Source organism: Parablastomonas sp. CN1-191 (genome assembly GCF_049354825.1).
Taxonomy (GTDB): domain Bacteria; phylum Pseudomonadota; class Alphaproteobacteria; order Sphingomonadales; family Sphingomonadaceae; genus Novosphingobium.
In genome coordinates this window covers 2,210,128-2,235,478 of the sequence record NZ_CP186480.1, presented here as the reverse complement: position 1 = coordinate 2,235,478, position 25,351 = coordinate 2,210,128, and the positions used below count along the sequence as shown (strand labels likewise).

At 68.6% G+C, this 25,351-nt stretch carries 31 protein-coding genes; 12 read left to right on the top strand and 19 right to left on the bottom strand.

What is annotated here, in order from left to right; translation table 11 throughout:
- Positions 1-55: 55 nt before the first annotated feature.
- Genes ACOYW6_RS11120 through ACOYW6_RS11110 form a run of 3 tightly spaced genes read right to left on the bottom strand, consistent with a single transcriptional unit; the run spans position 56 to position 2,059 of the window.
- Complete coding sequence (locus ACOYW6_RS11120; protein ID WP_423141380.1) at positions 56-913, bottom strand: metallophosphoesterase family protein; 858 nt, start codon at positions 911-913, stop codon at positions 56-58.
- Positions 913-1,752, bottom strand: a complete 840-nt coding sequence (locus tag ACOYW6_RS11115; protein ID WP_423141379.1) for a diacylglycerol kinase family protein — start codon at positions 1,750-1,752, stop codon at positions 913-915. The genes ACOYW6_RS11120 and ACOYW6_RS11115 overlap by 1 nt, the downstream gene beginning before the upstream one ends.
- A gap of 40 nt (positions 1,753-1,792) precedes the next feature.
- Positions 1,793-2,059 carry a hypothetical protein gene (locus ACOYW6_RS11110; protein WP_423141378.1) on the bottom strand — a complete coding sequence of 89 codons (267 nt, stop codon included), beginning with the start codon at positions 2,057-2,059 and terminating at the stop codon, positions 1,793-1,795.
- Positions 2,060-2,243: 184 nt separating this feature from the next.
- On the opposite strand from ACOYW6_RS11110, the gene ACOYW6_RS11105 reads away from it, so the two are divergent.
- Positions 2,244-2,528, top strand: a complete 285-nt coding sequence (locus tag ACOYW6_RS11105; RefSeq protein WP_423141377.1) for a UrcA family protein — start codon at positions 2,244-2,246, stop codon at positions 2,526-2,528.
- Positions 2,529-2,588: 60 nt separating this feature from the next.
- On the opposite strand, the gene ACOYW6_RS11100 is transcribed toward ACOYW6_RS11105, so the two are convergent.
- Positions 2,589-3,881: an MFS transporter gene (locus tag ACOYW6_RS11100; RefSeq protein ID WP_423141376.1), complete on the bottom strand. Its 1,293-nt coding sequence runs from the start codon at positions 3,879-3,881 to the stop codon at positions 2,589-2,591.
- Between the two features lie 75 nt (positions 3,882-3,956).
- Between ACOYW6_RS11100 and rpiA the strand changes: the two genes are divergently transcribed.
- Positions 3,957-4,652 (top strand): ribose-5-phosphate isomerase RpiA, encoded by a 696-nt coding sequence (gene rpiA, locus ACOYW6_RS11095; protein WP_423141375.1) that lies wholly within the window; start codon positions 3,957-3,959, stop codon positions 4,650-4,652.
- Here the strand turns inward: rpiA and ACOYW6_RS11090 are convergent.
- The 3 genes from ACOYW6_RS11090 to ACOYW6_RS11080 are packed head-to-tail and all read right to left on the bottom strand — an operon-like array spanning position 4,649 to position 8,235.
- Complete coding sequence (locus tag ACOYW6_RS11090) at positions 4,649-5,383, bottom strand: LytR/AlgR family response regulator transcription factor (protein WP_423141374.1); 735 nt, start codon at positions 5,381-5,383, stop codon at positions 4,649-4,651. The genes rpiA and ACOYW6_RS11090 overlap by 4 nt on opposite strands.
- Positions 5,384-5,408: 25 nt before the next feature.
- Complete coding sequence (locus ACOYW6_RS11085) at positions 5,409-6,647, bottom strand: sensor histidine kinase (RefSeq protein WP_423141373.1); 1,239 nt, start codon at positions 6,645-6,647, stop codon at positions 5,409-5,411.
- Positions 6,648-6,699: 52 nt separating this feature from the next.
- Complete coding sequence (locus tag ACOYW6_RS11080) at positions 6,700-8,235, bottom strand: fumarate hydratase (protein WP_423141372.1); 1,536 nt, start codon at positions 8,233-8,235, stop codon at positions 6,700-6,702.
- A gap of 207 nt (positions 8,236-8,442) precedes the next feature.
- On the opposite strand from ACOYW6_RS11080, the gene ACOYW6_RS11075 reads away from it, so the two are divergent.
- The 5 genes from ACOYW6_RS11075 to ACOYW6_RS11055 are packed head-to-tail and all read left to right on the top strand — an operon-like array spanning position 8,443 to position 13,532.
- Complete coding sequence (locus ACOYW6_RS11075; RefSeq protein WP_423141371.1) at positions 8,443-9,057, top strand: protein-L-isoaspartate O-methyltransferase family protein; 615 nt, start codon at positions 8,443-8,445, stop codon at positions 9,055-9,057.
- Positions 9,058-9,092: 35 nt separating this feature from the next.
- Entirely contained in the window at positions 9,093-10,514 is a 1,422-nt protein-coding gene (locus ACOYW6_RS11070; protein WP_423143119.1) for a TolC family outer membrane protein, read from the top strand.
- Between the two features lie 24 nt (positions 10,515-10,538).
- Positions 10,539-11,036, top strand: coding sequence for a DUF2497 domain-containing protein (locus ACOYW6_RS11065; protein WP_423141370.1), 498 nt, complete (start codon positions 10,539-10,541; stop codon positions 11,034-11,036).
- A 34-nt stretch (positions 11,037-11,070) separates the two neighbouring features.
- Positions 11,071-13,167, top strand: coding sequence for a prolyl oligopeptidase family serine peptidase (locus ACOYW6_RS11060; protein ID WP_423141369.1), 2,097 nt, complete (start codon positions 11,071-11,073; stop codon positions 13,165-13,167).
- Entirely contained in the window at positions 13,164-13,532 is a 369-nt protein-coding gene (locus ACOYW6_RS11055) for a (2Fe-2S) ferredoxin domain-containing protein (protein ID WP_423141368.1), read from the top strand. Before ACOYW6_RS11060 ends, ACOYW6_RS11055 begins: the two co-directional genes overlap by 4 nt.
- Here ACOYW6_RS11055 and ACOYW6_RS11050 read toward each other — a convergent pair whose 3' ends face one another.
- Positions 13,533-13,886, bottom strand: a complete 354-nt coding sequence (locus tag ACOYW6_RS11050; protein ID WP_423141367.1) for a hypothetical protein — start codon at positions 13,884-13,886, stop codon at positions 13,533-13,535.
- Between the two features lie 104 nt (positions 13,887-13,990).
- Between ACOYW6_RS11050 and ACOYW6_RS11045 the strand changes: the two genes are divergently transcribed.
- Entirely contained in the window at positions 13,991-14,422 is a 432-nt protein-coding gene (locus ACOYW6_RS11045; protein ID WP_423141366.1) for a CBS domain-containing protein, read from the top strand.
- Positions 14,423-14,469: 47 nt separating this feature from the next.
- The gene (erpA, locus tag ACOYW6_RS11040; RefSeq protein ID WP_423141365.1) at positions 14,470-14,802 is read left to right on the top strand and encodes an iron-sulfur cluster insertion protein ErpA; all 333 of its coding nucleotides are present in this window, start codon (positions 14,470-14,472) and stop codon (positions 14,800-14,802) included.
- 63 nt (positions 14,803-14,865) lie between these two features.
- Here the strand turns inward: erpA and xth are convergent, their stop codons facing one another.
- The 11 genes from xth to ACOYW6_RS10985 all read right to left on the bottom strand — a co-directional run bounded on the left by xth (position 14,866) and on the right by ACOYW6_RS10985 (position 22,152).
- Positions 14,866-15,654, bottom strand: a complete 789-nt coding sequence (gene xth / locus ACOYW6_RS11035) for an exodeoxyribonuclease III (RefSeq protein ID WP_423141364.1) — start codon at positions 15,652-15,654, stop codon at positions 14,866-14,868.
- A gap of 22 nt (positions 15,655-15,676) precedes the next feature.
- Positions 15,677-16,282, bottom strand: coding sequence for a cell wall hydrolase (locus tag ACOYW6_RS11030; RefSeq protein ID WP_423141363.1), 606 nt, complete (start codon positions 16,280-16,282; stop codon positions 15,677-15,679).
- Between the two features lie 252 nt (positions 16,283-16,534).
- The gene (locus ACOYW6_RS11025; RefSeq protein ID WP_423141362.1) at positions 16,535-16,879 is read right to left on the bottom strand and encodes a DUF1491 family protein; all 345 of its coding nucleotides are present in this window, start codon (positions 16,877-16,879) and stop codon (positions 16,535-16,537) included.
- Positions 16,876-17,376: a PaaI family thioesterase gene (locus tag ACOYW6_RS11020; RefSeq protein WP_423141361.1), complete on the bottom strand. Its 501-nt coding sequence runs from the start codon at positions 17,374-17,376 to the stop codon at positions 16,876-16,878. Before ACOYW6_RS11020 ends, ACOYW6_RS11025 begins: the two co-directional genes overlap by 4 nt.
- On the bottom strand, positions 17,351-17,812 hold the full coding sequence (locus ACOYW6_RS11015) for a PTS sugar transporter subunit IIA (RefSeq protein WP_423141360.1): 462 nt from the start codon (positions 17,810-17,812) through the stop codon (positions 17,351-17,353). Before ACOYW6_RS11015 ends, ACOYW6_RS11020 begins: the two co-directional genes overlap by 26 nt.
- Before the next feature lie 114 nt (positions 17,813-17,926).
- Complete coding sequence (hpf, locus tag ACOYW6_RS11010) at positions 17,927-18,490, bottom strand: ribosome hibernation-promoting factor, HPF/YfiA family (RefSeq protein WP_423141359.1); 564 nt, start codon at positions 18,488-18,490, stop codon at positions 17,927-17,929.
- 55 nt (positions 18,491-18,545) lie between these two features.
- Positions 18,546-19,226 (bottom strand): DNA polymerase III subunit epsilon, encoded by a 681-nt coding sequence (gene dnaQ, locus ACOYW6_RS11005; protein WP_423141358.1) that lies wholly within the window; start codon positions 19,224-19,226, stop codon positions 18,546-18,548.
- A 62-nt stretch (positions 19,227-19,288) separates the two neighbouring features.
- Positions 19,289-19,882, bottom strand: coding sequence for a dephospho-CoA kinase (gene coaE / locus ACOYW6_RS11000; RefSeq protein ID WP_423141357.1), 594 nt, complete (start codon positions 19,880-19,882; stop codon positions 19,289-19,291).
- The gene (gene aroE / locus ACOYW6_RS10995) at positions 19,879-20,733 is read right to left on the bottom strand and encodes a shikimate dehydrogenase (RefSeq protein WP_423141356.1); all 855 of its coding nucleotides are present in this window, start codon (positions 20,731-20,733) and stop codon (positions 19,879-19,881) included. The genes coaE and aroE overlap by 4 nt, the downstream gene beginning before the upstream one ends.
- Positions 20,730-21,308, bottom strand: coding sequence for a Maf family protein (locus tag ACOYW6_RS10990; protein ID WP_423141355.1), 579 nt, complete (start codon positions 21,306-21,308; stop codon positions 20,730-20,732). The genes aroE and ACOYW6_RS10990 overlap by 4 nt, the downstream gene beginning before the upstream one ends.
- Positions 21,309-21,318: 10 nt before the next feature.
- Entirely contained in the window at positions 21,319-22,152 is an 834-nt protein-coding gene (locus ACOYW6_RS10985; protein WP_423141354.1) for a pyruvate, water dikinase regulatory protein, read from the bottom strand.
- 323 nt (positions 22,153-22,475) lie between these two features.
- Here ACOYW6_RS10985 and hemE point away from each other — a divergent pair, with 323 nt between their 5' ends.
- The 3 genes from hemE to rho all read left to right on the top strand — a co-directional run bounded on the left by hemE (position 22,476) and on the right by rho (position 25,342).
- Positions 22,476-23,501 (top strand): uroporphyrinogen decarboxylase, encoded by a 1,026-nt coding sequence (gene hemE / locus ACOYW6_RS10980; RefSeq protein WP_423141353.1) that lies wholly within the window; start codon positions 22,476-22,478, stop codon positions 23,499-23,501.
- A 29-nt stretch (positions 23,502-23,530) separates the two neighbouring features.
- Positions 23,531-23,956, top strand: coding sequence for a CopD family protein (locus ACOYW6_RS10975; RefSeq protein WP_423141352.1), 426 nt, complete (start codon positions 23,531-23,533; stop codon positions 23,954-23,956).
- 129 nt (positions 23,957-24,085) lie between these two features.
- On the top strand, positions 24,086-25,342 hold the full coding sequence (gene rho, locus ACOYW6_RS10970; RefSeq protein ID WP_423141351.1) for a transcription termination factor Rho: 1,257 nt from the start codon (positions 24,086-24,088) through the stop codon (positions 25,340-25,342).
- The last annotated feature ends 9 nt before the right edge of the window (positions 25,343-25,351 follow it).

The following is a 25,351-nucleotide window of genomic DNA, read 5'->3' as shown; positions in this document are numbered from 1 at the left end:
AACGGGCGGTCCTTCGGGGCCGCCCGTTTTCATTTGGGGTTGCGAACCGCTACGATCAGTGGACCGGCGGATCCTCGGCCGGGACGTGGCCGACGGGGGCGACCGGGTCTTCCGGCTGGCGCGGCGGCAGCGCGTTTTCGGGAACCTGGCCGATCTGCATCGCCGCGGTCGGCACGTCGGTCAGGTTGCGGACGTCGACATCGATGCCGTCATCGCCCACGCGCAGCACGTTGAAGCTGGGCGGGGTCGATCGAATCCGCTTGGACAGCGTGCCCGCGCCGATCATCCGCAGACGGCCCGCCGGGGTCGGCTGGTCGATATCGAAGGCGTCGTGGACGTGCCCGGTCAGGATCGCGAACACGCCGCGCTTCGCCAGCGCCTCCATCGCGGAGTTCCCGTTGATGGTCAGCAGCTTGCCGCGCGGATCGCGCTCGGTCAGCGGGTGGTGCGCGGTCACTATCGCGCGCGTTCCCGCCGGCAGCCGGTCCAGTGCGGCGCAGCATTCGTCGAGCGCCTGGCGGGTCACCCAACCGTTAGACCAGGGGAAGCGCCACTGCGCCCGGGTCACCGTCTTGAGCGGGATGACCGCGAGACCGGGCAGATGCAGCGCCTTTTCCAGCAAGCTCTCGATCGCGCGGAAGCGGCGATAGGGATCGACGAAGCGTTCGATCAGGTTGAAGTACGGCATGTCGTGGTTGCCGACCTCAACCGTGACCGGAACGTCCAGCGACGACACCCAGGCACAGGCGGCGCGAAATTCGCGGTGCCGCGCGCGCATCGTCAGGTCGCCGGTGATCAGAACGGCGGCGGGTTTCTCGCGCGCAAGCTCGGCCTTGAAGAAGTCGAGCGCGCGGGGATCCTCCAGCCCGAAGTGAAGGTCGCTGATATGAAAGAGCGTAAGGGGATAGGCCATCAACGCCCCGACAGCAGATCGACCCGCAGCGAATCAAGCGAAAAGCGGATCTGCGCCGCGCCGCTGGCCCGTTCGCCGTCGAGCATGAGTTCGATGCCGCTGCCATCGACCGAGCGGCAGACGAGTTCGGGATGGCGGCCCAGCTCGTCATGGGGCCCCTCGCGGAAGTCGCGGCGGAGCAGGGCGACGCCTTGCTTGAGGTAATCGCCGATGCCTTCGGCGCCGTAGCCCGCGGCCACGATCCCGTCCGCCTCGGGCACCATGCGCACGCCCGAATAGCCGTCGGGCCGGCCCAGCGCAGGCTCGGCCACCGCAACCATCGGTCCCGAGGTGCTCTGGCGCGCCGCCTCGACTGCCCGGGTGGCGGTAGCGGTCAGGTCGCCCTCGCGCAGGCCTTCGCGCACGTCGCTCCAGGTCGCGCCGGGTCCGGCGACGACTTCGATCAGCGCGGTGCCTGCATCGCTGCGGATGCAGGTGCGGCGCGTGCGGCGCATCGAATCGAGATCGGCTACGATCTCCGCACTGGTCCGGTCGCCGTGAAGCGCCTTGGACAGCAGGTTGGTGGTGCCGCCGGGCAGGACCAGCACGGCCCCCGCCCAGTCCTCCAGCCCGGTAAGGAGGGCATTGAGGGTGCCGTCGCCGGTATGGCAGACGACCAGGTCCACCCCCGCTCCCTTAAGCGCGGAGCGGGTCGGCAGATCGTCCTGGGCACAGTCGACGACACGCGCGGGCGCCATTCCGGCGCAGCCAAGCCGCTCGATCAAGTCGCGGTTGGCATCATCGTCATTGCTGCCGCTGGCCTGGTTCAAAACCAGCCACGGACCGTCCCCGGTGCTCATGCGCGCAATAGCGCCGGGCCGCCGGCAAAGTTCCCCGCGGTCACGCGCGGCGCGACAGGATAAGCCAGGCTGCCAGCGCGTTCATGACGCTGTAGGCGCCGTAGAACCACGCCCACCCGGCAGTGCCCTGGGCGATCATCAGCATCGTGCCGAAGAGCATCAGGAACTCGACCCCGAAACTGACCCGTCCGCCAAGCGACTGCCCGTACCACGAAACCGTGCCCAGCAGCGGGTGGCCGCTTTCCAGCACGGCCTTGTGAACGGCGAAATTGCCGATCCCCAGCAGGAAAGCGAACAGCAGGCCCATTCCCGCACCCTAACCGCTGCGCCGACGAACGCCATCGCCATGTCGTTCGCCGGCACGCCGGCGCGCTCCGACGGCGCCCGGCGCACCTCGATCGATGCTTGCTTCGAAAATACAGATTACTTTTGTAATCGGTCGTCAGCGACGCCGGATGGCCAGCGTCGGGGGCACTCCGAGGAGACAACCCATGAAAGCATGTTCCAGTTTGGCGGCTGCCGCGATGCTGCTGGCGTCGACCGTCCCGGCGCTGGCGTCGGAAAGCAACGTGGCGACGCTGCGCTACGACGACCTCGACCTGAGCAGCGGCGCGGGCAAGGCCGCGCTCGACCGCCGGATCGACCAGGCGGCGCGGCAGGTCTGTGCCACGATGATGACGACCGGCACCGTCGCCGGCGAAAACGCCATGCGGCTGCGCTGCGAATCCGATGCCCGCGCGCAGGCCCGGGCGCAACTGAACCGGCGTAGCGACTGACGCCGGCGCGGCCCGGTTCGGTCCCCTTGCCGAACCGGGCCGATTTTTTTCACAAGGAAGTCAGCGGCGTGGGCGGGTTTCCGGCATCAGCCACAGCACCGGCGCAACCGCGAGCGCGACCACCGCGATCATCACGCCGGGCACGATGGCCAGGCCGGTGCGCTCGATCCAGATCTGGGCCAGGAACGGCGTAAGCCCCCCGAACAGCGCCGTGGCGCCGGTGGCGCCGATGGCCAGGCCGCTGAGCCGCCCCTCGCCCGCCAGCAGTTCCGCCGTGGCCACCGCGCCAACCGCGCTGAACGCCCCGCCCAGCGCCGCCAGCGCGATCGCGCCCGCCAGCGCCCCGGCAAAGCCCGATCCCGCCATCGCCGCGAACAGCGAAACCGGCATCAGCGCACACAGCAGCGTCACCCCCAGCAGCACCGGCCGGCGCCCGACCCGGTCCGATACGTGGCCGACCAGCGGCGTGACCGCGATCACGACCACTGCCGCGATCGTCGCCAGGCCCAGCGCGTCCGCTTCGGTCATCGCGCGGGTGGCAACCAGGAAGGCGGGGACGTAGGTAATGCCGACGTAATAGCTGATCGATCCCAGCGCCGAGATCGCGAAGCCGCGCGCGATCCCCGCGCGGTTGTCGCGCAGCGCGTGAAGTGCAGGCCGGCGCGGCACGCTACCGACGCGGCGCTGACGCTCGAACTCGGGCGATTCGTCCAGCCGCAGCCGGGCCAGCAGCACCGCCGCCGCCATCGCCGCGCCGAAGAAGAACGGCAAGCGCCAGCCCCAGTTCGACACCGCGGCGGCGTCCAGCGCGGCCAGCACCAACGCCCCGATCCCCGCCGCCAGCAGCCCGCCGATCTCGCTTGCCGCCGCCGCCAGCGAGGTGATCAGGCCGCGCCGGCCCGGCGGTGCGCCTTCGATCAGGTAAGCGACGACGCCGGTGTATTCGCCGCCCACCGCAAACGCCATCACGCAGCGCAGCGCGATCAGCAGCGCCCCCGCTGCCGGCCCGATCTGGTCGCGCGTCGGCAGCAGCGCGGTGGCCAGCATCGCCAGCGTCATCAGCGCCATCGAGGCCAGCATCGTCAGGCGGCGGCCGTGGCGGTCGCCCATGTGTCCGAACACGAACGCGCCGAGCGGGCGCATCAGGTAGGCGAGCGCAAAAGCCGCCAGCGTGATCGACAGCGAGCCGCCGCCCGTGCCGAAGAATACCCGCGACAACACGGTGACGAGGTAGAGGTAGAGCGTGAAATCGTACCATTCGATCACCGTCGACAGCCCGGCGATGACCATCGACGCGGTCGAAATCCGCTCACACGGAACGCCCGGGTCCGCCGCCTGCTGCTCAATCGTCATTGCCACCCCCTGCTCCGTCCCGCCCACACTACAGCGCGCTGTCGCGCAGACCAGCCATCGGCTAACCTGCGCAGGATGAGCGACGCCGATCCTGCCGCCGCGTTGAAGCGGGCCGCCGCCGAGGCCGCGCTGGATGAGGTCGCGCCCGGGATGATCGTCGGCCTGGGCACAGGGAGCACCGCCGCCTTCGTCATCGCCGGGCTGGCCGCGCGTGTGCGCGCCGGGCTGCGGGTCCGCACCGTGGCGACATCGATGGCGACCGCGCGCCTGGCCGCCGCCCAAGGCGTGGTGGTGGCGGACATGGCGGACCTGGCACAGATCGACCTCGCCATCGACGGGGTCGACGAGATCGATGCAGCGCTGCGCGCGATCAAGGGGCGCGGCGGGGCGCTGCTGCGCGAAAAGATCGTCGGCCGCGCGGCCCGCCGCATGATCGCGGTGTGCGACGTCTCGAAACGAGTCGAGAAACTGGGGGCGGCGCCGGTTCCGGTCGAAGTGCTGCCGTTCGCACGCACCGCCGCCGCCGCGGCGATCGCGGCGCTGGGGGCAACGCCCGTGCTGCGGCGCGATGGCGGCAAGCCGTGGCGCAGCGACCAGGACGGACTGATCCTAGACTGCCGCTTCGGCGATCTGGGTGACCCGGCTTCGCTGGCCGCCGCGCTGCAGGCGATCCCCGGCGTGCTGGGGCACGGACTGTTCGTTGGTGAAATCGACGCGGCCTACGTCGCCGGACCGGCGGGCGTCACGCGACTGGGCGCGGCCCCGGTCTAGCGCCCGGCCATTGCCTTGGCCTTGGCCAGGTAAGTCCGCCCGATCCGCACCGCGCTGCCGTCCGCCAGTTCGGCCGACCACACCCCCAGCCCATCGTGGCGCAGGCCGGTGATGCGGTCGCGGCGCACGATGGTGGAGCGGTGCAGGCGAATGAACTGCCTGGGGTCGAGCCGTTCCTCGAGGCCGGTCACGGTCTGGAGCAGCAGGTAGCTGCGCTCGCCCACGTGGAGCCGCACGTAGTCCCGCTCGGCGGCGATCCGGTCGACGTCGGCAGCGGCGATCCGCAGCAGTTCGGATCGGTAGGGGACCCAGAACTCGGTCAGCCCGGGTTCGGCCGGCTTGTCGGACCCGCCTTGGCGGCGCGCGGCGACGCGGGCCACCGCGCGGCCCAGCCGCTCGGCATTGACGGGCTTGAGCACGTAGTCGACCGCGTCGAGGTCGAAGGCTTCGACCGCGAAGCTGTCATGCGCGGTGACGAAGATGACCGCGGGCGGGTTGTCCCCGCCGGCGAGCGCGCGCGCCACGGTCAGGCCGTCGGCCTCGGGCATGGTCATGTCGAGCAGGACGAGGTCGGGCGACAGCCGCCCCGCTTCGCGCAGCCCGGCGGCGCCGTCGAGCGCGGTTCCGACCACCTCGATTCCCCCGACCGCGGCGCAGACCATCTGCAGGCGCTGCACCGCCAGCGGCTCGTCATCGACGATCAGCGTTCGCAAACTTGCGTGGTCGGCCATCGCCCTCGTCCCCCTTTCGTCCGTTTTAGTCTGCGCCCGTCACCAGCGGCAGGCGGATCACCGTGCGCCAGCCGCCATCCTGCGCCGGCCCGCTGGCGACGCTGGCGGCATCGCCGAAGCGGGCCACCAACCGGTCGCGCACGTTGGCAAGGCCGATCCCGGTTCCCCGCGCGACCGGGGCGGCGGCGCCGGGCCCATTATCGGTCACGGTCAGCACCAGCCGGCCGTATTCCTCTTCCGCCGAGATCGTGAGCGTCACCGGCGCGCGCGTTGTCGCCACCGCGTACTTGACCGAGTTTTCCACCAGCGGCTGCAGGATCATGCCGGGTACATGCGCACCCGCCAGCTCTTCGGGAACCTGGAAACGCGTGCGCAACCGTTCGGGAAAGCGCACGGTCTCGATCTCGAGGTACAAGCGCTGCAGGCGGATTTCCTCTGCCAGCGAAACGTCGGCGGTGGGGTCTTCCGACAAGCTCCGGCGGTAGAAATTCGACAGCGTGTCGATCATCTTTTCGGCGGCTTGCGCCTTCCCCGTCATCACCAGCGCCGACAGCGAGTTGAGCGTGTTGAAAAGGAAGTGCGGGTTCACCTGGTAGCGCAGCGAGCGCAGCTCGGCGGCCTTGGCGGCGCGCTGCGATTCGCCGGCCCGGCGTTCGGCCGCGCGGGCCTGCTCGGCGCTGACGAAGGCAAGGTACAGCGCCGCCCAGGTCAGCAGGATGAAGTAGCGCCCCAGCGCCAGGTCGGCGATCTGGCTGATGCGGTCACTGAACGGGACCGGCAGGCCGCCGATCGCCGCGGTCGGCGCAGCGCCGGAAGCGTCCGCCTTGGTGCGGTCCGGTACATCGACGAGCAGGTTGCCCGATTCGTCGCGGTGGATCTTGATGCCCTTGCTGTCGCCGAGCCTCTCGAACGCCTGCGCCTCGATATCGGAGAACACCCACTGGTTGATCGCGGCGATCGCGATCGAGGCGGGCAGCGCCAGCGCCAGGACCACCGCCGCTCGCGCCCACAGCGGCCGCGCGCGCATCGCCGCCAGCAGGGGCCAGAACGGCACCGTCACCGCCATTGCCGCCGCCGTCACCGCCAGTCGGCGCCCCATCATCGGCAGCGACGATTCGAATCCGACCATCGACGAGCGGACGGTCGCCAGCACGAAATAGAACAGCCACACCCCGGCGATCGAGGCGAGGACAAGGCGCGGGGACAAGCGCGGCGCGGCAGAGACGGCAGGGGGCACGATCACGGCGCTAGCGACGGCCGGCACCGAGCGCACCGCCGCTTCGGCAGGCGTATCACCTGTGCCGACCAAGGGCGCGTCAGCCGGCAGGCAGCAGGCCTTCCTCGGCGATCTTCTTGCGCCACTGCGCCGGGGCCAGCGTGTGGACGTTGGTGCCGCGCGCATCGACCGCGACCGTCACCGGCATGTCTTCGACCGTGAACTCGTAGATCGCCTCCATGCCCAGGTCCGCGAACGCGACTACCTTCGATTCGCGGATTGCGCGCGCCACCAGGTAGGCCGCGCCGCCGACCGCCATCAGGTAGGCGACGCCGTGCTCCTGGATGACCTTGACCGCGCCCTGGCCACGTTCGGCCTTGCCGATCATCGCCAGCAGCCCGAGGTCGAGCATCATGTCGGTGAACTTGTCCATCCGCGTCGCGGTAGTCGGGCCGGCCGGGCCGACGACCTCGCCCATGACCGGGTCCACCGGGCCGACGTAGTAGATTGCGCGGCCGGCGAATTCGACGGGCAGCTCTTCGCCCTTTGCCAGCATGTCCTGGATGCGCTTGTGCGCGGCATCGCGCCCGGTCAGCATCTTGCCGTTGAGCAGCAGCCGGTCGCCCGCCTGCCAGCCGGCAACCTCCTCGCGGGTCAGGTGATCGAGGTCGACGCGCTTGGCCGCCTTGTCGGGCGTCCAGTGAACGTCGGGCCACTCGTCGAGCTTGGGGGTTTCCAGGAAGGCCGGGCCCGAACCGTCCATGGTGACATGGGCGTGGCGGGTCGCGGCGCAATTGGGGATCATCGCCACCGGCTTGCCCGCGGCGTGGCACGGCCAGTCGAGGATCTTGACGTCGAGGATGGTGGAAAGGCCGCCGAGGCCCTGCGCACCGATGCCCAGCGCGTTGACCTTGTCGAAGATCTCGACACGGAGCCTCTCGATGTCGGTCTGCGGACCGCGCGCCTTGAGCTGGGCCATGTCGATCGGTTCCATCAGGCTTTGCTTGGCCAGCAGCATGCAATGCTCGGCCGTGCCGCCGATGCCGATGCCGAGCATTCCCGGCGGGCACCAACCGGCACCCATCTGCGGCAGCATTTCCAGCACCCAGTCGACGATGTTGTCGCTCGGGTTCATCATCTTGAACTTGGACTTGTTCTCGCTGCCGCCGCCCTTGGCGGCAACGTCGATCGAAACGGTATTTCCCGGCACCATCGTGACGTGCAGCACGCAGGGCGTGTTGTCCTTGGTGTTGCGGCGGGTGAAGGCGGGATCGGCCAGGATCGAGCCGCGCAGCCGGTTCTCGGGGTTGAGGTAGGCCCGCCGCACGCCTTCGTCGACGATCTCCTGCAGCGAGGTCCGCGGGTCGGCGGCGACCAGGCGGCAGTCCTGCCCCCAGGCGATGAAGACGTTGACGATGCCGGTGTCCTGGCAGATCGGGCGGTGCCCTTCGGCGCACATCCTGCTGTTGGTGAGGATCTGCGCGATCGCGTCCCTGGCCGCTGGCCCCTGCTCGGCCTTGTAGGCTTCACCCAGCGCGCGGATGTAGTCCATCGGGTGATAGTAGCTGATGAACTGCAGCGCATCGGCCACAGTATCGATGAGGTCCTGTTCGCGGATCGCCACCATGTCGTTCATCGAATGCTCCCGGCTTCACGTGGATTGGCCCATAGGCGCCGGCGCGCGCCCGCGTCAAAGGCAGCATTGCCATGCAAGCCGCGCCCATGCTGCACGTGCAAAGTCGCTTGGCGGGTGCGGGGGCTTGGCTTAAGAGCAAGGCGATTGCATGACTGTATTATGTATGCAATACAGCCCGGCATATCGTCGCCCGGCGAAAGGTTCACGATGACTGCTGCCCCTGCCATGACCGCGATGCCAGCGCCGGCCGAGGATTACGCCCGCGCGCGCCGCGCGATGATCGACAGCCAGCTGCGCGTCAGCGAGGTCAACGATCCCGCCGTCCTGACCGCGATGGACCGCGTCCCGCGTGAGGATTACGTGCCCGCCGCCGCGCGCGGCCATGCCTATATCGACCGCGCGATCCCGCTCGAAAACGGCGCTCTCGCCGCCCCGCTGGTGCAGGGCCGGATGCTGGTGGAGGCGCGCATCGCCCCCACCGACCGCGTCCTCGTGGTGACCGGCGGCAGCGATTACCTGCCGGCGCTGGTGCGCGCGATGGGCGCTGCCTGCGATGCCATCGATGCCCCGACCGCCGCGACCCGGAAAGGCAAGGGCGTGTACGACCTTGTGCTGGTCGACGGCGCGCTGGAGGTTGTCCCCACGCCGCTCGCCACACAGCTGGTCGACGGCGGCCGGATGGTGACCGGGCTGGTCGAGCGCGGGGTGACGCGCCTGGCCGTGGGGCGCAAGGTGGCGGGATCGGTGGCGCTGCTGCCGCTGGCGGAAATCGGGATGCCGGTGCTGGCGGCCCTGGCGGCGCCGAAGGGGTGGAGCTTCTGACAATGGGCGCCTTGCGAACCAAACGGCTGGCCTTGATGGCCGGCGCCGCGATGCTGGCCGCCTCGCCGCTGCGCGCCGACGACCTGCGCCAGGCGCTGGAGCTGGCCTATCGCACCAATCCGCAGCTCGAAGCCGCACGCGCCCAGCAGCGCGCGGTGGACGAGGGCGTGCCGATCGCACGTTCGGCGCAGCTTCCGTCGATCGCGGGCACTGCCGCCTACACCGAGTTCGTCAAGAAGAGTTCGGATTCCTCGGTCTCGCCCGACCGGGCGTTTTCCGCCGGCGTCGACGTGTCGGTGCCGATCTTTGCCGGGGGCGCGATCAAGAACTCGATCCGCGCCGCCGAAACCCGCGTCAAGGCGGGCCAGCAGGACCTGCGCGGCACCGAATCGGACGTCTTCACCCAGGTCGTCGCGGCTTACATGGACGTGATCCTGGGGCAGGCGATCGTCGGCCTCAACCGCTCGAACATCCAGGTCCTCGACGTCAACCTGCAGGCCACCCGTGACCGCTTCCAGATCGGCGACCTGACCCGCACCGACGTTGCCCAGTCGGGCGCGCGGCTCGCGGTTGCGCGCAGCCAGACGCGCACCGCCGAATCGAACCTGATCGCAGCGCGCGAACGCTATATCCAGGTCGTCGGCAAGCCGCCGGTGAACCTGCAGCCGCCGCCGCCGCTGCCCGGCCTGCCCGCGACCGCGGAAGAGGCGGTGCAGACCGCGCTGGAAAGCAATCCGGACCTCGAGGCGGCGCGCCAGCGCTCGCGCGCGGCCGGGTACGATACCAATGTCGCGGGCGCCGGTCGCCTGCCCCGGGTCAGCGTCTTCACCGGCGCGGACTATTCGGATTACCTCGGCTCGCTCGGCGGGCCGTCGATCCCGCCCGGCTCGATCTCGCAGCGCTCCACCGCGGCAACCGCGGGCGTGCGTGCCACGATCCCGATCTTCCAGGGCGGCCTGCCCGCCGCCCAGGAACGCCAGGCCCAGGCGCGCGAGGGCGCGACACTGGAAAACGAGATCGCGATCGAACGCCAGATCGTCGCCGGGGTTCGCACCGCGTTCGCGCAGTGGAAGTCGGCCAACGACGTCATCACCTCGTCGCAGACCGGCGTCGATGCCGCCACGCTCAGCCTCGAGGGCGTGCGGGCCGAGAATACTGTCGGCAACCGCACCATTCTCGACATCCTCAACGCCGAGCAGGAACTGCTCAATGCCCAGGTCCAGCTGGTGACGGCGCGGCGCAACGCTTACGTCGCCGGCTTCAACCTGCTGGCGACGATGGGCAAGGCCGACGCGCTCGACCTCGGGCTCGACGGCGGGCCGCTGTATGATCCGATGACCAACTACAACCGGGTCAAGGGCAAGATCTGGGACTGGGCGAAGGACCCCGATCCTGTGGCGAAGTCCACCCGTACCGTTGACACGCCGGCCCAGGACGGGTCCATTCCGCCGTCCTGACACGGTAGCGAGCCCAAGGTAGCGATGCGACACGAAGGCGAACCCTCGGTCGAGGAAATCCTCGAATCGATCAAGAAGGTGATCGCGCGCGACAATCGCGCCGCGTTCGCCCCGCCGCCGCTGCGCACGATGGACGACCATGTCCGCGCCGAAGCGGCGCCCGACCTTGCCCGCGCGCCCGAGGCCGAACCCGCGCCCGAACCCGCTTTCGAGGACGAGGCCGACGACGTCCTCGACCTGGCCGAGGCGGACGAACTGGTCGAGGCGCCGGCACCGCGGCGGGCGCCGCTGATCGACGATGCCGCCACCGCGGCGATGCGTGAATCGCTGGCCGCACTCGCGGTCCTGACCGAACCCGGCGTGCGGCCCCAAGTCGTCCGCAGTGGTGAGACCTCGCTCGAAGAACTGACGCGCGAACTGCTGCGCCCGCGGCTGGCCGAATGGCTCGACGCCAACCTGCCGCAACTGGTCGAGCGGATGGTCGCGGCGGAAATTTCCCGCATCGTCGGCAAGCGCACCTAGCGAACCGTCGCCGCTTCGGGCTAGGCTGGGGCCCATGAAATCGATCCTGCTCGCGGCTGCCGCCGCCTCCGCCATTCTGTCCGCCCCGGCCTTTGCCGCCGCGCCCGATACCCCGGCGATGTCGGTGGAGGACCTGCTGACGCTCAAGCGGGTCGCCGCGCCGATCGCGTCGCCCGACGGGCGCTGGGTGGTGTGGCAGCAGACCGACACCGACCCCGCAACTTACAAGCGCGAGACCGGGCTGTGGCGCGTCGCCGCCGGCGGCGGAGCCGCGGCGCGGATCGCCGACCTGCCCGGCGCCAATGAACACGATGCCGCCTTCAGCCCCGACGGCAAGAAGTTGTGGTTCATCTCGGGCAGGAGTGGCTCCGACCAGCTCTACACCCTCGACCTTGCGGCCGGCGCCGCCCCGGTCCTGGTGCGCAGCTTCCCCACCGACGTCGCCGGCTTCAAGCTGTCGCCCGACGGCACGAAAGTGGTGGTGTGGGGCGACACAGCGCGCGATTGCCCGACACTGGGCTGCGACAACGATGGCAAGGGCGCGCTGCCCGGCCCGGGCACCGGCCGCCTCTACAAGGATGGCAGCGGATTCGTGCGGCATTGGGACCAGTGGGAGACACCCGGCACTTACAGCCGCGCGTTCGTCTTCACGGTCAGCCCCGACGGTTCGCTGAGCGACGGGGGCACGCCGCTCGACGGGACGGACGCCGCGGTCCTGACCGGCGACACGCCGACCAAGCCGTTCGGCGGCGGCGAGGAGATCGCGTGGAGCGCCGATTCGCGCAGCGTCTATTTCACCGCCCGCCAGGCCGATCGTAACGAGCCGACGTCGACCAACCTCGATATCTGGCACGCCCCGCTGGACGGCAGTGCGCCCCATAACCTGACCGAAGCCAACAAGGGCACAGATGCGCACCCGGCCGCCTCCCCTGATGGACGCTGGCTGGCGTGGACGGCGATGGCGCGGCCCGGCTTCGAGGCCGACCGCCTCGTGGTCCAGCTGCTCGACCTCAAGTCGGGGGCGCGCCGCGCGCTGACCCGGGACTGGGACCGTTCGGTCGATTCGCTGGCGTGGACGCCCGATTCGAAAAGCCTGATCGTCACCGCCGGCGACGTGCTCGACAACCCCGCCTTCCGCGTCGATCCGGCCACCGGCAAGGTGACCCGGCTGGCGCTGGCGCCCAAGGGCCTGACCGAAGGCCATATCTCCAACATCACGCCGCTGGCGGGCGGCGCGCTCCTGTATACGCGCGACGCGGTCGCATCGCCGGCAGCGGTCTACCTGGCGAAGGGCAAGGCGCTCCGCCAGCTCAGCCACGTCAACGACGCGCAGCTGGCGCGCCTGGCGCCGCTGGTGTCGCAGCGCCTCAGCTTCACCGGCGCGCACGGCGACACCGTCTGGGGCATGATCCACAAGCCGGCCGGCGCCACCGGCAAGCTGCCGGTGCTGCTGCTGGTTCACGGCGGCCCGCAGGGCAGCTTCAACGATGGCTGGTCGTGGCGCTGGAATCCGCGCACCTTCGCGGCCGACCGCTATGCGGTGGTGACGATCGATCCGCACGGTTCGACCGGCTATGGCCAGGCCTTTACCGATGCCGTTTCCAACGACTGGGGCGGTGCCCCGCTCGAAGACTTGCAGAAAGGTCTGGCCGCCGCCATCCAGCGCGACGCCCAGCTCGACGGCACGAACGCCTGCGCGGCGGGCGGCTCCTACGGCGGCTACATGATGAACTGGATCGAGGGCATGTGGCCCGACCGGTTCAAGTGCCTGGTCCAGCACGACGGCGTCTTCGACGCCCGCGCCATGGCTTACGAGACCGAGGAGCTGTGGTTCGACGAGTGGGAGCACGGCGGCAAGACCTATTACGAGGATCCCGCCGCGTTCGAGAAGTGGAACCCGGTCAACTACGTTGCGCGCTGGAAGACCCCGATGCTGGTGATCACCAGCGAGAAGGATTTCCGCATCCCCTACACGCAGGGCCTGGCGGCCTACACCGCGCTGCAGCGCAAGGGCGTGCCCAGCCAGTTGCTGGTCTTCCCGGACGAGAACCACTGGGTGCTGAAGCCGAATAACTCCAAGCAATGGTACCAGACCGTATTCGCGTTCCTGGCTGAGCACCTGGGCCAGTGAGAGAGCGCGGGACGGTCGCGGAGGCCGAGGACTCGCTCGCGAAGCTCGGCGGCTTCGCGACCGTCCGGCATATCTTCCTCTGCGCCGACCCGGACGAGGACAAGTGCGCCCCGCGCGACGTCGGCGTGGCGGCGTGGAAATTCCTCAAGCGGCGCATGGGGGAACTGGGCCTGGGCGGCCACACCGGTTTCCTGCGCACCAAGGCAAGCTGCCTGCGCGTCTGCCTGCAGGGTCCGGTCGCGGTCGTCTATCCCGACGGCGTCTGGTACCGCAATGCGACCGAGCCGGTGCTGGAGCGCATCCTGCAGGAGCACCTGGTCGGCGGCGTCCCGGTCGAGGACTACCGCCTGCACCCGCCCGCCTGATCAGCGCGGCGGGCGCGGGCCGCGGTATTCGGGCTCAGACGGCTTGGGCCGGGGTTTCGGCCCGGGCCGGGGCGTGTCCTCGAAATCGGCGACGGCATCGTCGTGGCCGGTCCCGTTGGACAGGAACACCAGCCCCATCAGCGCCGCCATCAGCATCATCGCCGCGGCGATACCCAGCCCGGTCGCGATGATGAAGTGGATCGAGACCAGCGCGCCGGTGCGATACAGCACCACGAGCGCGGCGGCGACCGTCAGCGCCGTAACCAGTGCCATGAAGAGCATCAGCCGCTTGTAACGCCGCCATGCGAAAGCGGCCTGGTCGGGATCGTCGAGCGGGGAAGGCGGCGGGGACATGGCCCGCCGTCCATGCGCCTGCGTCCGCGGGCTGGCAAGCGTGCCACGTTGATGGCACAATGGCACGGTCAGCCGGACACGAAACCAGAAACGGGAGAGCGGCCATGACGATTGCGACGATCCTTGCCAACCGCGCCGACGGGGCCGTGCATTACTGCCCCGCCGGTACCAGCGTCCGCGACGCGGTGGGCGTCCTGTCGCGCGAACGCATCGGCGCGATGCCGGTGATGGCGGACGGGCGCGTGGCCGGCATATTTTCCGAGCGCGATCTGCTCCACTGCATCGCCAGGGAAGGCGCCGAAGTGCTGGACCGCACGGTCGACGAGGTGATGACCGCCCCGGCGATCACCGTAACGCGCCAGACCCCGGTGCTAGAGGCGCTGTCACTGATGACGCGCCGGCGTGTTCGCCACCTTCCGGTGATCGAGGCGGAGGCGCTGGTCGGGTTCGTTTCGATCGGCGACCTGGTCAAGCATCGCATGGATCACATCCAGCACGAGGCCGAGACGATGCGGTCCTACATCCAGTCGGCATAGGCCGCCGCGCTCTAGGAATCGCCGCCCGCGACGCCTACATCGCTGGCATGGACACCCCCACGCTCAACCTGTCGCCGTCTGCCGCCGCGCGCGTTGCCGCGATCGCGCAGCGCCAGGGCAAGGCGCCGCTGCTGCGTCTCGCGGTCGAAGGCGGCGGCTGTTCCGGCTTTCAGTACCGGTTCGAGCTGGCTGACGCGCCCGACGCCGACGATACCGTCGTCGAGGGCGACGGTGCCCGCATGGTGGTGGACCCGATCAGCCTCGACCTCGTCGCCGGTTGCACGGTCGATTACGTCGAGTCGCTGGGCGGCGCCGCCTTCAAGGTCGAGAATCCCAACGCCGTCGCCGGATGCGGCTGCGGATCCAGCTTTGCGGTTTGATGCGCTGATCCGCTGACAGCCAGGCTGCCAGCTATGCCCCTCAGGGCCTGACCGCCCCCGCCGCTAGCCTGACACGGACCTCAACTCCACCCAGACCGGCGTGTGGTCGCTGGCGCGCTCGCGGCCGCGATAGTCCTTGTCGACGCCGCTTGCGACCAATCGGTCGGCGGCCTCGGGCGACAGCAGCGCGTGGTCGATGCGAAAGCCGTGATCGCGCTGCCAGGCGCCAGCCTGGTAATCCCAGAACGTCCACACCCCGCCGCGCGGATTGTGCAGCCCCAGCGCGTCGGTCCAGCCGTCGCCCAACAGGCGGAACCAGGCATCGCGCGATTGCGGCTGCATCAGGGCGTCGGCCGCCATCGCGGCGGGCGACCAGACGTCCGCATCGGTGGGGATGACGTTATAATCGCCGGTGATCACCGCCGGCACTTCCTCGGCCATGATCTGGGCCATGCGCGTGCGCAGGCGGTCCATCCAGGTCAGCTTGTAGTCGAACTTGGGCCCCGGCACCGGGTTGCCGTTCGGCAAGTAGATGCAGGCCACGCGCAGGCCGAAGACGTCGCATTCGAGGTAACGCGAATGGAGATCGTCGGGATCGCCGGCGAGGCCCCTCCCGACCTCGACCGGCTGTTCCCCCCGCGCAAGGATGGCGACTCCGTTGAAGCTCTTCTGGCCGTGCCAGACCGCCCGATAACCGGCCGCCTCGATCTCGGCGGCGGGAAACCCCTCATCCTGCGTCTTGATCTCTTGCAGGCAGGCGACCGCCGGCTGCGTCTCCTCGAGCCACTCGAGAAGACGCGGCAGGCGCGCCTTGATGCCGTTGACGTTGTAGGTCGCTATTCGCAGGGTCATGACCCTGCCTTAGCACGCGTCCTCAGCGATAGAAGACGTGGTTCTGGATCTGCGCGACGCGCGTCAGGTGCCAGCCCGGCGAGACGCGGGCGGCGTGGAAATAGAGCGCGCCTTCGGCCGGGCTCTTCCAGCTGCCTTCGTTGGCGATGCGGGCGATCGCGACCGCGTTCTTCCACTGCCGCGAAGCACGGTTGATCGGCGGCATCCCGCCGCCGCGCACGAACGAGAACTGCGAGCGCTGGTAGACGACGCCGCAATAGGAATTGGGGAAGCGGCCCGACTTCGAACGCGCGACGATCACGCGGCCGACGGCGAGCTGGCCGGCCAGCGGCTCGCTCTTCGATTCGAAATAGACCGCGCCGGCGAGGCATTCGAGCTCGCGCGAAAGGTCGGTGGAATTGTCGTTCTGGTCGACCAGCGCGGCCAGGCTGGCGGCGCGCGGGGCGTCATCGTCATCGGCGGCGGCTTCGTCCGCGGCGGCCGGGAGCGGCTGCACGATCGGGGTCGAAACGGCAACGACGGGGAGATCCGGAGTCGATTCCTGAGGTGCCGCGACCGGAACGGGCTGAGCCGCGTTCGGGGTCTGGGCAATTGCGCCGGAACCGGTGGCGCTGAAAAGCGTAGTCATCAGTGTAGCGACCACTGCAATGGCAGCGGAGCGATTTAAAATGCGGCTCATTCGACCGTCTTCTTGGGCGGTTGGCGAGCCTGAACAGGTTGGACGGACCACCGGGGCTTCATCGCCCCTCACACGTGGTCCGGCAAAATCTGCCGGCTGCCCCCCGTCTGCGTGCCAGCGCTGCGGACCGATTTGTCCGTCAGTGCCGCCTGCGCACAATCACAAAAGGTGCGCGCCCCTAGTTACCGCAGCTGCGAAGAGTCAAACGGCGGTTCCCGACTCTGCGATGAACCGTTCCGGGTCAGCGACGTCCAGTTCAATTACCCACAAATCGGGGTCCTGAGCATGCCGACGCGCCAAATATTGGCTGAAATCATCATTAGATTCAAGCCCTTGGATGGTTAATTCGGTCCACCTGCGGGTGTCGTCGAGACCGGGCATCCGCTCCCACAAGCGCGGATTGCCGCCCCTTTGCGTGGTTAACAGCAACAATGTTCCCGCCTGGTCGTCGCCGCGATGAAGCACGGCTGCGAATCCGCCACCGACTTCGGCGCGGCGAATCAGCGCACCGATCTCGAACCGGGGGCTGAGCCTGGGTTCGCTCATGACGCCGAGGCGACCGCATAGCCGGGCAGGGCCGACAGTGGGATACGGCTTTTCATGAACGTGCCGGTGCCGCGGCCGATCTCCTCGCCCTGAGCGTCGACCAGCCGCGCCTCGGCCACGTAGACGCGGCGCCGTCCCGAGATCCACCTGCCCTCTGCGACGACGCGCCCGGCCTTGACCGGGGCGGTGAAGTGAAGGTTGAATGCCGTGGTCAGCAGGAAGCGGTCAGACACCAGTGTGTTGGCGGCGTAGAACGCCGCATCGTCAAGCATCTTGAAGTAGATCGTGCCGTGCGCGGCGCCGGCGGCATGGAAGTGCGCCGGTTCGATATCGAAGGCGATCCGCGCCAGTCCTTCTCCGCTGATGGTCAGGGCCGAGCGGAACAACTGGTTGATCGGCGCCGAGGCATACAGCGATTCAAGCGCGCGCCAGTGGCCCTGGGCCCCGGCGGCGGGCGCCTGGTGCAGTTCGTCAGGCAGCGTCGCGGTCGATGACATTGGCGAGCAGGGCGTAAAGCGCCTCGGCTCCCGGGGCTTCGCTCAGCGCCACGTGCATCCGCTCGTCGCGCATCATCCGGCTTATCGCGGCCAGCGCATGCAAGTGCGCAGCGCCGGCCTGTTCCGGCGACAGCAGGCCGAACACCAGGTCGACCGGCAGCCCGTCGGCGGCATCGAAGGCAACCGCGTGATCGAGGCGCAGGAACGCCGCCACCGGCCGGTTCAGCCCCGGCAGGCGCGCATGGGGTATCGCCACACCGCGCCCGAACCCGGTGCTGCCGAGCTTCTCACGCTCCTCGATCCGTTCGAGGACGAGCACCGGGTCAAGCCCGTAGACGCCGGCGAAACGCTGGGCGAGCTGGTCGAGGATAGCCGACTTGCGATCCGCACTGACGGTGCAGACGGCGTCGGGAAGCAGCGTGAAAAGGGCAGTCATCGTCCGTGTGGACCCCTTACCGCACGCCAAAAGGGGCGCCGGGAGCGAGGGGCCATGCCCTGCTCCCAAGCCCCTTCCACGTGCCTGGAAAACGGCGCGCCCATAGCGGTCGCGTCAGGACGGTTCAACCCAGCCGATCGACCCGTCGCCGCGGCGGTACACCATATTGTGGCGGCCCGTGCCAGCGTTTTTGAACAGCAAGGCGTTGGTATTCCTGAGGTCCAGCATCATGACCGCGTCCGAAACGGTGGCTTCGGGCACGTCGACGCGGGTCTCTGCGATGACCAGCGGCGCGTAAGTCGGCTCGACATCCTCGCCGTCAGGTTCGGCAAAGACGGTATAGGCGGCTTCTTCCTCGCGCTGGGCCTGGTTGACCTGCTCATGCCGGTCGGTGAGGCGGCGCTTGTAGCGGCGCAGCTGCTTGTCGACCTTGGCGATGGCATCGTCGAGCGCGAGATGCGCGTCCTGGGCCAGCCCCGCCGCCTTGATGATCACCCCTTGCATGACATGGGCGACGATATCGCAGCGGAACGCGCCGTTGGGGGCCTTGTTGAAGGTAACCTGCGAGGACAGCGCCCGGCTGAAGTATTTCTCCACCGTGGCGGCAAGGCGATCCTGGGCGTGGGCCTGAAGCGCTTCACCGGTGGCGATCTGGTGGCCGGATACGCGAATGTCCATGGGGCGAAACTCCTTGTTGTCGTTGGCTGCGGCCGGCTTGGATCGGGGCGCGCGGTCAAGTCGCCCAGAGCGGCTCCTTGATGGTATCCAGAAAGGCCGAGTGCGCGGCAAGTTCCGCCGCGCTGGCGGAATGGGGGCGAGCCGGGCGGAACACGCGATTGCGGACCGTCTCGACCACCGAATCGACCAGCGCCTCGACCTCGTCGGCGAGGCCCAGCCCGATCTGGCGGCCGCCGGTCAGCTCTACATAGACTTGTGCCAGCAGTTCGGCATCGAGCAGCGCACCGTGGCGGGTGCGGTGGCTGCGGTCGATCCCGTAGCGCGTGCACAGCGCATCAAGGCTGAGCTTGGCGCCGGGATGGCGCACGCGGGCCAGCTGCACGGTATCGACCATGCGGCTGCGGCAGACCGGATCGAGGCCGCACATCGCCAGTTCGGCGTCGAGGAAGGCGAAGTCGAAGCCGGCATTGTGTGCCACCAGCTTGGCATCGCCAAGGAATTCGAGCAGCTCGGCCGCCTTCTCATGGAAGCGGGGCTTGTCGGACAGGAACCCGATCGACAAGCCGTGGACGGCCTCGGCGCCGGCGGGCATGTCGCGATCGGGATGGAAGTAGGCGTGGAACACGGCGCCGGTGGGCACCCGGTTGATCATCTCGATGCAGCCGATCTCGACCATCCGGTCGCCGCTGCGCGGATCGAGGCCGGTGGTCTCGGTATCGAAAATGATTTCGCGCATGGGTTCGGGTATCTGCCTGACGCGGGCGCAAGGCAAGGGGGTGATGCGCCGCCGCCGTGCGATTATCCGGCGACCAGCCGCTCGATCAGCGCGGCCACCTGCGTCTCGGTCTCGGCCAGGCTTGTGCCGGTGTCGATAACATAGTCGGCGCGCGCGCGCTTGGCGGCATCGGGAACCTGCAGCGCCAGGATCTGGGCAAAGCGTTCGGGCGTCATCCCGGGGCGGGCGAGCACGCGCTCGCGCTGCGTGTCCGCCGGCGCGGAGACCACCGCCACCGCGTCGAGCCCCTGCCCGCCCCCCTTCTCGTACAGGAGCGGGATATCGAAGACGACCAGCGGCGCCGCGGCATGCGCGGCGAGAAATTCTTCGCGCATGACAGCGACGGCGGGGTGGACGATCACCTCCAGCCTGGCGAGCGCGTCGCGGTCGCCGAACACCGCGGCGCCGAGTGCGGCGCGGTCGACCCCGCCGGCGCCGGTCGTGCCGGGAAAGGCGCGTTCGATCGCCGCCAGCAGCGCGCCGCCCGGACCCTGAAGCTGGTGCACGGCGGCGTCGGCATCGAACACGGGCACGCCGCGCGCTGCGAACATTTCCGCGACCGCGCTCTTGCCCATCCCGATCGAGCCGGTCAGGCCGAGGACAAACGGCCGCTTCATCGTGCCAGCAGCGCGCGCAGTTCGCCGTCGCGATCGCGCGGCGGGTGCGCGGCGAAAAACCGTTCGAATGCAGCGGCGGCTTGCCCGATCAGCATCGCCAGGCCGTCGATCGTCGGCATGCCGCGCGCACGTGCGGCCTTCAGGAACGCGGTGTCGGCCGGATCGGTCACGATATCATACGCGATCGCGCCGGGCGGCGCGTGGGTGAAGTCGAACGCCAGCGGATCCTGCCCGCGCATCCCTAGCGGGCTGGCGTTGACGATCAGGTCGAAGCAGCCGGCGCGGTCGTCGAAGACGAAGTCGGTGGGCGGGGCAAAGTGCGACAGCGCCACGGCGTGATGCTCGCCGCCGGGATCGAGCTCTGCCAGCAGTGCTTCCGCCTTGGCGGGATCGCGCGCGGCGAGGACGATCGTGACGCGTTCCGCCGCCAGGCCCGCCACGATGGCGCGTGCGGCGCCGCCAGCGCCCAGCACCCGCGCCATGCGGTACAAGTGCCGCTTGCCCAGCCAGCCTTGCAGCGGTTCGAGGAAACCGGCAACATCGGTGTTGTAGCCCACCAGCGCACCGCCTTCGGGCACCACGGTATTAACCGCGCCGATCCGTTCGGCCAGCGGATCGAGCCGGTCGAGATGCGCGATCACAGCCTGCTTGTGCGGCATCGTCACGTTGCAGCCGCGCCAGTTCGGATCGGCACGGCGCGCGGCGAAATAGTCGCCGAGGTCGCCGGCGGCGACGCTGTGAGCGCGGTACTCGGCCGCAATCCCCAGCGCCGCCAGCCAGAAGCAGTGGATCGCTGGACTTTTCGACTGCGCGATCGGATCGCCGACGACCTCGGCATAGGGCTGGCTCATGCGGGCAAGGCTCCTTCGGCACGCAGCGCCGTCAGTACCGGCAGCAGCGGCATGCCGAGCACGGTGAAATGGCAGCCCTCGATCTGTTCGAACAGCTGGATACCCAATGCCTCGATGCGGAACACGCCGACGCATCCGGCCACCGCCGGCCATTCGGCGTCGAGATAGCGCTCGATGAAACCCTCCGAGAGGTCGCGCACGGTCAGCGTCGCGATCTCCGCGTGGCTCCAGACAATGCGACCGTCCCGCGCCAGCGCCGCGCCGCTCGCCAGAGTCATCGCCTGCCCCGAAAAGGTGCGCAGGTGCGCGGCCGCCTCGGCGCGGTCGCGGGGCTTGGAAAAGCGCCGGCCGGCGACCTCGACCAGCGAATCCGAACCCAGCACCAGCGCGCCGGGTTCCGGCACCGCCAGCGCTTTCGCCTCGGCCAGCGTGCGCGCTATGGTCGGCGCCGCGGCACCGGCCAGCGTGGCTTCGAGTGCGCGTTCGTCGACGTCGGCCGGGCGCGCCTCGAAAGCGATGCCGGCTGCGGTCAGCATGGCCTGGCGCGAAGCGCTGCGGCTGGCGAGGATCAGCATCGGGTCGACATCAGGCGTTCTCGTTCGCGGCTTCGCTGGCCTCGCGCTCGTTCATCAGGTTGATGATCGCGGCGGCGGTCTCCTCGATCGAACGGCGGGTGACGTCGATAACCGGCCAGGCGTTGTCGGCGAAGATACGCCGCGCGTACTGCAGTTCGCGGGCAACCCGTTCCTCGTCGACATAGGCCGTTTCGGGCGCCTGGTTGAGCGACAGCAGGCGATTGCGGCGCACCGCGATCAACCGGTCGGCCGCCGTGGTCAGCCCGACCACAAGCGGATGCCTGAGCCCGAACAGCAGCGCTGGCGGCGGGCTTTCCACCACGATCGGAATGTTGGCGACGCGGTATCCGCGGTTGGCGAGGTAGATCGACGTGGGCGTCTTCGATGTGCGCGATACGCCGGCCAGGACGATATCGGCTTCTTCCCAGTCCTCCCAGGCGATCCCGTCATCGTGCGCGATGGTGAACTGGATCGCCTCGACCCGGTCGAAATAGGCCTCGTCCATCATGTGCTGACGACCTGGACGAGCCTTGGGCGCGCGGCCGAAAAGCCCTTCGAGCGCGTCGGTGACGGCATCGAGCGCGGCGACCACCGGCAGGCCGAGCGCGCGGCACTTGTCCTCAAGCCGGGCACGGGTCTCGTCGTTGACCAGCGTGAATAGCACGAGCCCGGGATTGGCGGCGATTTCGGCCAGGATGCGGTCGAGGTGCTGCTGCGAGCGGACCATCGGCCAGAAATGGCGTACCACGTCCTCGCCCTCGAACTGCGCGAGCGCGGCCTTGGCCAGCATTTCCAGCGTCTCGCCGGTCGAATCCGACAAAAGGTGAAGGTGCTGGCGTTGCATTTGGCGGCGATGCGGACCCTGTGGATGAATGGCGGCATAAACCACGGGAGCAATCCGGGGACAAGGCAATCACCGGGTTTCCTGCCCGCTGTCAGCCGATTCCTCCCGCCACCCGGGCAGGCAAACGCGGCTGTTCCCACAGCGCCGGGACAGCGGGGACAACTCCTGCTTGACGCGGCGGGGTCCGGAGTCGGAGCGCGGGTTTGATCTGTTCACGCCCGGACATTTCGGGCAGAGGCGCGCCGTCCCCGCTTTCCACAGGGCCAACAGACTCCATCAATCCTTCAAAAAGACTCTTTTATTTAGATTAGAGACGCGCGCGCATGGCCGGATTGCTCCTCGATACGCTCAACGGTGTGAATGCTGACCGGCGGCCGGTGTGGCTGATGCGCCAGGCCGGGCGCTACTTGCCCGAATACCGGAGCCTGCGCGCCGAAAAGGGCGGTTTCCTGGCGCTGGTATACGACGCCGAGGCCGCCGCCGAGATCACGATCCAGCCGCTGCGACGGTTCGGATTTGACGGTGCGATCCTGTTTTCCGACATCCTGATCGTTCCTTACGCGATGGGCCAGGACCTGCAGTTCCTCAGCGGTGAAGGCCCGCACTTGTCGCCCCGGCTAGTGGACCATGCCCTGGACAGCCTCCAGGCAGTGCCAGAGCGGCTTTCTCCGATCTATGCGACGGTGTCCCGCGTGAAGGCGGCGCTGAGCCCTGAGACCACCTTGCTGGGCTTTGCCGGCAGCCCGTGGACAGTGGCGACTTACATGGTGGCCGGCGAAGGGAGCCGCGACCAGCACGACACCCGCGCGATGGCCTATCGCGATCCGGCGGCGTTCCAGGCGATCATCGATGCCATCGTGCGCGTCACCACCGATTACCTGGTCGGCCAGATCGAGGCCGGCGCGGAAGCCGTGCAACTGTTCGACAGCTGGGCCGGCAGCCTTGCCCCGGCCGAGTTCGAGCGCTGGGTGATCGCGCCCAATGGCGCCATCGTGGCGGCACTGCGTACGCGCTGCCCGGGCGTGCCGGTGATCGGGTTTCCCAAGGGCGCGGGCGAAAAGCTTTCCGCCTATGCGCAGGGTGTCGCGCCCGACGCGCTCGGCCTCGACGAAACGATCGATCCGGCGTGGGCCGCGCGCACGCTGCCTGCCGGAATGCCGGTCCAGGGCAACCTCGACCCGTTGCTGCTGCTGGCCGGCGGGCCCGAGCTGGAGCGCCAGGCGCTGCGCGTGCTCGATGCCTTTGCCGACCGGCCGCACGTCTTCAACCTGGGCCACGGCATCGGCCAGCATACCCCGATCGAAAACGTCGAGGCGTTGCTCAGGGTCGTGCGCGGCTGGCGGCGATAGGCTATGCAGGCGCGATGGAGTTCCTGGCGATGACTTACCTCTGGCTCAAGGCCGGCCACGTGATCTTCGTGATCTTCTGGATGGCGGGGCTGTTCATGCTGCCGCGCTTCTTCGTCTACCACCAGGAAAGCGCGCCCGGATCTGCCGAGGACAAGCTCTGGGCGACGCGTGAGGCCAAGCTGCTCAAGATCATCCTGTGGCCGTCGCTGGTCGTGGTGTGGGTGCTCGGCCTGTCGTTGGCGCTGACGACCGGCGCGTTCCAGCAAGGCTGGTTTCACGCCAAGCTGGCCCTTGTCCTGGCGTTGAGCGCGTACCACATCTGGATGGCCGGTTACGCCGCCGCGCTTGCCAGGGGTGAGCGTAAGCTGGCGGGCAAGCGGCTGCGGCTGCTGAACGAAGTGCCCGGGATCGCCGCCGCGTTGATCGTCATCCTCGTCATCGTCAGGCCGTTCTAAGCTTTCGTTGACCGCGCCCGCAGAGGCGCGTATTTCCCGTGCCCACCGGCAGGCCGCACGCGCGGCCGCCTGACCTGCTTTCTCCAAGCCCATCGGTCCGCCGGCCACATCCCAATCGGACACCTGCAAATGCACCTCAAAGAACTGAAAAAGAAAACCCCCGCCGAACTGGTTGAAATGGCCGAGGACTTCGGCGTCGAGGCAGCGTCCACGCTGCGCCGCCAGGACCTTATGTTCGCGATCCTCAAAGAGGTCGCCGAAGACGGCGAGGAAATCGTCGGCCACGGCACGATCGAGGTCCTGTCGGACGGCTTCGGCTTTCTGCGCAGCCCCGAGGCCAACTACCTCGCCGGGCCGGACGACATCTACGTTTCGCCCAACCAGGTCCGCAAATGGGGTCTGCGCACCGGCGACACCGTCGAAGGCGAGATCCGCGCGCCCAAGGACGGCGAACGCTATTTCGCGCTGACCAAGCTCACCAGCGTCAACTTCGACGATCCCGATGCGGTCCGTCACCGCGTGAACTTCGACAACCTGACCCCGCTTTACCCGGAATCGAAGCTCAGCCTCGATACCGTCGACCCGACGGTCAAGGACAAGTCGGCGCGCGTGATCGACATCATCTCGCCCCAGGGCAAGGGCCAGCGCGCGCTCATCGTCGCGCCGCCGCGCACCGGCAAGACCGTGCTGCTGCAGAACATCGCCAAGGCGATCACCGACAACCATCCCGAGGTCTTCCTGCTTGTCCTCCTGGTCGACGAACGACCCGAGGAAGTGACCGACATGCAGCGCAGCGTGAAGGGCGAGGTCATTTCCTCGACTTTCGACGAACCCGCCACGCGTCACGTCCAGGTCGCTGAAATGGTTATCGAAAAAGCCAAGCGCCTGGTCGAGCACAAGCGCGACGTCGTGATCCTGCTCGATTCGATCACGCGCCTTGGGCGCGCTTACAACACCGTCGTGCCGAGCTCGGGCAAAGTGCTTACCGGCGGTGTCGACGCCAACGCGCTGCAGCGTCCCAAGCGCTTCTTCGGTGCGGCGCGCAACATCGAGGAAGGTGGCAGCCTGTCGATCATCGCCACCGCGCTGATCGATACCGGCAGCCGCATGGACGAAGTCATCTTCGAAGAGTTCAAGGGTACCGGTAACTCGGAAATCGTCCTCGACCGCAAGGTGGCGGACAAGCGCATCTTCCCGGCGCTCGACGTCGGCAAGTCGGGCACCCGCAAGGAAGAGCTGCTGGTCGGCAAGGACCAGCTCTCCAAGATGTGGGTCCTGCGCCGTATCCTCATGCAGATGGGCACGATCGACGCGATGGAATTCCTCCTCGACAAGATGAAGGATTCCAAGACCAACGAAGACTTCTTCGCTACGATGAACCAGTAAGATGCTGGC